The sequence below is a fragment of the Methylobacterium trifolii genome, assembly GCF_022179685.1.
Lineage (GTDB): Bacteria > Pseudomonadota > Alphaproteobacteria > Rhizobiales > Beijerinckiaceae > Methylobacterium > Methylobacterium trifolii.
The window spans coordinates 1-4,472 of record NZ_BPRB01000217.1 but is presented as its reverse complement, the minus strand read 5'-3'; the positions used below and the strand labels follow the sequence as shown (position 1 = coordinate 4,472).

Sequence of the window (4,472 nt, the reverse complement as noted above, 5' to 3'; positions counted from 1 at the left end):
CGCCGGCGCCGGCGCCGGCACCGGTGCGCGCGGCGGCCCCGCCTCGCGAGCCCGCGCCCACCCGGCCTGCACCCGCCCGGCCTGCGGTCTCGGCCGCGCGCGAAGACCGCGGCCATGCGCGCCGGCGCGACCCCGACGGCGGCGACACGCCGATGGGTCTGGGCGACCACGTTCCGGCCTTCCTCCTCCGCACGACGGCTGCGAAGAAGGACAAGTGATCCGGGCCTGGGCCCGTCTCGTATCGGACGGTCCGGCTCAGTATCCGTCCCGGGGCTTCCGCGGCGACGCCCGGGCGAAGCCGAAATCCGCATCGCGACGCGATCGAACGGATTTCGTACGCGATGCCCCCGTGGATGGGGGCGTGAGGCGCACTTAACGCTCCGTCCACCCACGCCGGTCTATCATGTTCGCGAAAGACGATTCCCGGGCCGCGTTGCGGCGAGGGCGAGTCTTATGACGGCGGGACGTGAATGAGTCAGGGGCATCACATCGATCGCGATCGCAGCTTCGCCCTGGCTCAGCGAGCCCAGGACCTGATGCGCGATTACGGGCCCTCGGGCACGCCGCGCGCCTACGCGGTCTGGTACACCTACGTGGCTGGTGAACAGCCGCTCCTGAACGATGCCGTCAAGCGGCTGACGACCCAGGGCAAAGGGCTGACGGACGTCGACATCGACGAACTCTACGACGCCTATATCGACGGCCGCCGGCTCGCGGCCGCGGCCGGCGAGACCAGCGTCACGATGCTCGCGGAGATCGAAGGCATCATGGAGATGCTCGACTTGTCGCTGGGCTCCACCGCACAATTCGGCGAGTCCCTGCGCGTGCTGAGCCAGGATCTCGCCCTCGCGACCCTCAATCGCGTCCGGCTGCGCGAGATCGTGGCCAGCCTCGTCTCGACCACGCGCGAGGTCGCCGGCAACAACCGGACCCTCGAAGCGCGCATGCGGGAGAGCCGCAGCGAGATCGAGACCCTGCGCGAGACCCTCGAGGCGACCCGGATCGAGAGCCTGACGGACCCGCTCACTGGCCTGGCCAACCGCAAGCAGTTCGAGGACATGCTGCGCAAGGCCGTCGAGACCGCGGCCGCGCGGGGCGAGCCGTCGAGCCTCATCGTCCTCGACATCGATCGCTTCAAGCGCTTCAACGACCAGTACGGCCACCTCACTGGCGATCAGGTGCTGCGCCTCGTGGCCATCGTCATGCGGGAGAACGTCGGGGCGGGCGCCACCCTCGCACGCTTCGGCGGCGAGGAATTCGGCATCGTGCTGCCGGGCTGCGACCGTCGCGTCGCCCACGCCATCGCCGAGAAGGTCCGCACCAGCGTCATGGGCCGCGAACTCGTCAAGCGCTCGACGGGCGAGTCGCTGGGCAAGGTGACGGTCTCCCTCGGGATCGCCCTGTACCAGAAGGGCGATACGCCGGTCTCGCTGCTGGAGCGCGCCGACCTCTGCATGTTCGCCGCCAAGCGCGCCGGCCGGAACCGCGTCGTCGACGACGTCTCGCCGCCGGACCTCTCGGACGTGGCCTGAGCCGGGCGCGTCGCCCGGCTCCGGACGATCAGGCGACCGCGCTCAGGCGCTCCGGGTTGACCGGCGTGATCGCGACGGATTCGCCGCAGCCGCAGGCCGAGGTCTGGTTCGGGTTGTTGAACACGAACTGCGAGGCGAGCTTCGTGCTCTGGAAGTCCATCTGGGTTCCGAGCAGGAACAGCACCGCCTTCGGATCGATGAACACGGTGACGCCCCGGTCCTCGATCATGTCCTCGCCGGGCTTGCGGGCGTCGGCGTATTCCATCGTGTAGGACATCCCGGCGCAGCCGCCGTTCTTGACGCCGACCCGCAGGCCGGCGATGGGCCGGTCCGTGTCCGCCATGATGGCCTTGATCCGATCCGCCGCCGCATCGGTGAGCGTGACGACCTTGAAACCTGACATCGTGCCTCTCCTGCGACCGGGTTCAAGGCCCGGGCGGATATGTGCAATGCGACCCCGCCAAGATAGGCATTCGCACGGCTCCGGTCCACCGTCCGTTAAGATCGGGACAGGGCCGTGCGGCCTGCGGCGGCGGCCGAGCCCTCACCACATGTCGAGGGCGACGCGGGCCTCGTCGGACATCCGGCTCTGGTCCCACGGGGGATCGAACACCATCGTCACGCTGCAGGACTGGACGCCCGGTACGGCGGCGACCGCGGTCTCGACCCAGCCCGGCATCTCGCCCGCCACCGGGCAGCCCGGCGCCGTCAGGGTCATGTCGATGGCGACCTTCTTGTCGTCGTCGATGTCCACCTTGTAGATCAGGCCCAGCTCGTAGATGTCGGACGGGATCTCCGGATCGTAGACCGACTTCAGCGCCGCGACGATGTCGTCGGTGAGGCGGTCGAGTTCGGCCGGCGGGATGGCGGAAGCGCCCTCGACCTTGGGGGTGTTGGCACCCCCCGTGATGGCTGCGTCGCTACTCATCGTCTCGTCCTCCTCCGGCCGCCCACGCGCGACCGAACATCCAAAAAAGTCAAGCGAACAGCAACTCGGCCCTGGCCAGCGCCTCGGCCAGCACGTCGATCTCGCCCGTCGTATTATACAGCCCGAAGGAGGCGCGACAGGTGGAGGTCACGCCGAAGCGGGTCAGCAGCGGCATGGCGCAGTGGGTGCCTGCCCGCACCGCCACCCCCTGCCGGTCGATCACGGTCGCGATGTCGTGGGCATGCGCCCCCTTCATCTCGAAGGCGATGACGCCGCCCTTGCCCTTGGCGGTCCCGATCAGCCGGATCGCGTTCATCGCGCCGAGCCGTTCCTGGGCGTAGGCCGTCAGCGTCGCCTCGTGGGCCGCGATGGCCTCGCGGCCCACGCCCATCATGAATTCGAGGGCCGCGCCCAGGCCCACGGCCTCGATGATCGCGGGCGTGCCCGCCTCGAAGCGGTGCGGCGGGTCGTTGTAGGTGATCGTGTCCTGGCTCACCGTGCGGATCATCTCGCCGCCGCCCTGGTAGGGCGGCAGCCGCTCCAGCCATTCGCGCTTGCCGTAGAGCACGCCGATGCCGGTCGGCCCGTAGACCTTGTGGCCGGTGAAGACGAAGAAGTCGCAATCGAGCGCCTGCACGTCGATCGGCTGGTGCACGGCGCTCTGCGCCCCATCGAGCAGCACCGGCACCCCGTGGGCATGGGCGATGCGCACGATCTCCGCGGCCGGCGTGACCGTGCCGAGCACGTTCGACATCTGCGTGATCGCCACCATCTTCGTGCGCGGCGAGAACAGCTTTTCGTATTCCTCGATCAGGAAGTTGCCGTCGTCGTCCACCGGCGCCCACTTGATCACGGCGCCCCGGCGCTCGCGCAGGAAATGCCAGGGCACGATGTTGGAATGGTGCTCCATGATCGAGAGGATGATCTCGTCCCCCTCCCCGATCTGCCCGGACCAGCCCATGGACGAGGCGACGAGGTTGTAGGCCTCCGTCGCGTTGCGGGTGAAGACGATCTCCTCGGTCGAGGCCGCGTTGAGGAACTGCCGCGTGGTCTCGCGGGCGCCCTCGAACCCTTCGGTCGCGGCGTTGGCCATGTAGTGCAGGCCGCGATGGACGTTGGCGTAGCCCGTCTCCATGCAGGCCACCATCGCGTCGATCACCGCCCGCGGCTTCTGCGACGAGGCGGCGTTGTCGAGGTAGACCAGGGGCTTGCCGTAGACCTTTTGGGAGAGGATCGGGAATTGCGCCCGGATCGCTTCGACGTCGTAGGGGGGGCGGACGGGTGCGTTCATCGGTCTGCTCTGTCTTTCGATTCCCGCTGATCCTTCTCCCTTCTGGCGGAGAAGGTGGCCCGCGAAGCGGGTCGGATGAGGGGAGCGCGCTATCCGGAAGACGGCGTTCCCCTCTCCCGCCCTGGCCTCGCCGGGCACCCTCCCCCGCAGAGGGGGGAGGGCTGACGTTCACCCCCGCGACGCGAGCCAAGCCTCGATCTCGCCGATCAGCGCCGCGCGGGCGCCCTCGTGCGTGACCGATTCGATCGCCTCGCCCACGAAGGCCTGCACCAAGAGGCTCTCGGCGACCGGCTTCGGCAGGCCGCGGGCCATGAGGTAGAACAGCAGATCCTCGTCCGGCGCGCCGCAGGTGGCGCCGTGGCCGCAGGCGACGTCGTCGGCGAAGATCTCCAGTTCCGGCTTGTTCATCATCTGGCCGTCGTCGGTCAGGAGCAGGCAGTCGGACTTCATCTTGCCGTCGGTCTTCTGCGCGGCCTGCCGGACGATGATCTTGCCCTGGAACACGCCGGTGGAATCGCCGTCGATCACCGTCTTGAACATCTCGCGGCCGATGCCGCCGACCGCGGCGTGGTCGGCGAGCAAAGTCGAATCGGCGAGTTGGCCGTGGCCCAGCATCGTCGCGCCGTTGACCACCGCGTTCACGGTCTCGCCCGCCACGTGCATGTAGATCTGGTGGCGCGAGAGCACGGCGCCGGTGACGAGGTTGACCGTCTCCAGGTTC

General features: G+C 68.9%; 5 protein-coding genes and 1 pseudogene. 2 read left to right on the top strand and 4 right to left on the bottom strand.

Annotated elements, in window-relative coordinates; translation table 11 throughout:
- Together COGEMETH_RS18355 and COGEMETH_RS18350 are read left to right on the top strand one after the other, a co-directional pair.
- A pseudogene (locus tag COGEMETH_RS18355) lies at positions 1 to 218 on the top strand (DEAD/DEAH box helicase); the annotation flags it as partial.
- Positions 219 to 470: 252 nt separating this feature from the next.
- Positions 471 to 1,532 carry a GGDEF domain-containing protein gene (locus tag COGEMETH_RS18350; RefSeq protein ID WP_238184049.1) on the top strand — a complete coding sequence of 354 codons (1,062 nt, stop codon included), beginning with the start codon at positions 471 to 473 and terminating at the stop codon, positions 1,530 to 1,532.
- A gap of 28 nt (positions 1,533 to 1,560) precedes the next feature.
- Here the strand turns inward: COGEMETH_RS18350 and COGEMETH_RS18345 are convergent, their stop codons facing one another.
- From COGEMETH_RS18345 to COGEMETH_RS18330, 4 genes are all read right to left on the bottom strand, one after another.
- Positions 1,561 to 1,935: a HesB/IscA family protein gene (locus COGEMETH_RS18345; protein WP_238184048.1), complete on the bottom strand. Its 375-nt coding sequence runs from the start codon at positions 1,933 to 1,935 to the stop codon at positions 1,561 to 1,563.
- Between the two features lie 141 nt (positions 1,936 to 2,076).
- A complete protein-coding gene (locus COGEMETH_RS18340) occupies positions 2,077 to 2,460 on the bottom strand; it encodes an SUF system Fe-S cluster assembly protein (protein WP_238184047.1) in 384 nt (127 codons plus the stop codon).
- A gap of 49 nt (positions 2,461 to 2,509) precedes the next feature.
- Positions 2,510 to 3,751 carry a cysteine desulfurase gene (locus COGEMETH_RS18335; protein WP_238184046.1) on the bottom strand — a complete coding sequence of 414 codons (1,242 nt, stop codon included), beginning with the start codon at positions 3,749 to 3,751 and terminating at the stop codon, positions 2,510 to 2,512.
- A 168-nt stretch (positions 3,752 to 3,919) separates the two neighbouring features.
- Positions 3,920 to 4,472: SufD family Fe-S cluster assembly protein (locus tag COGEMETH_RS18330; RefSeq protein ID WP_238184045.1), on the bottom strand; the 553-nt coding region annotated here is incomplete at its 5' end.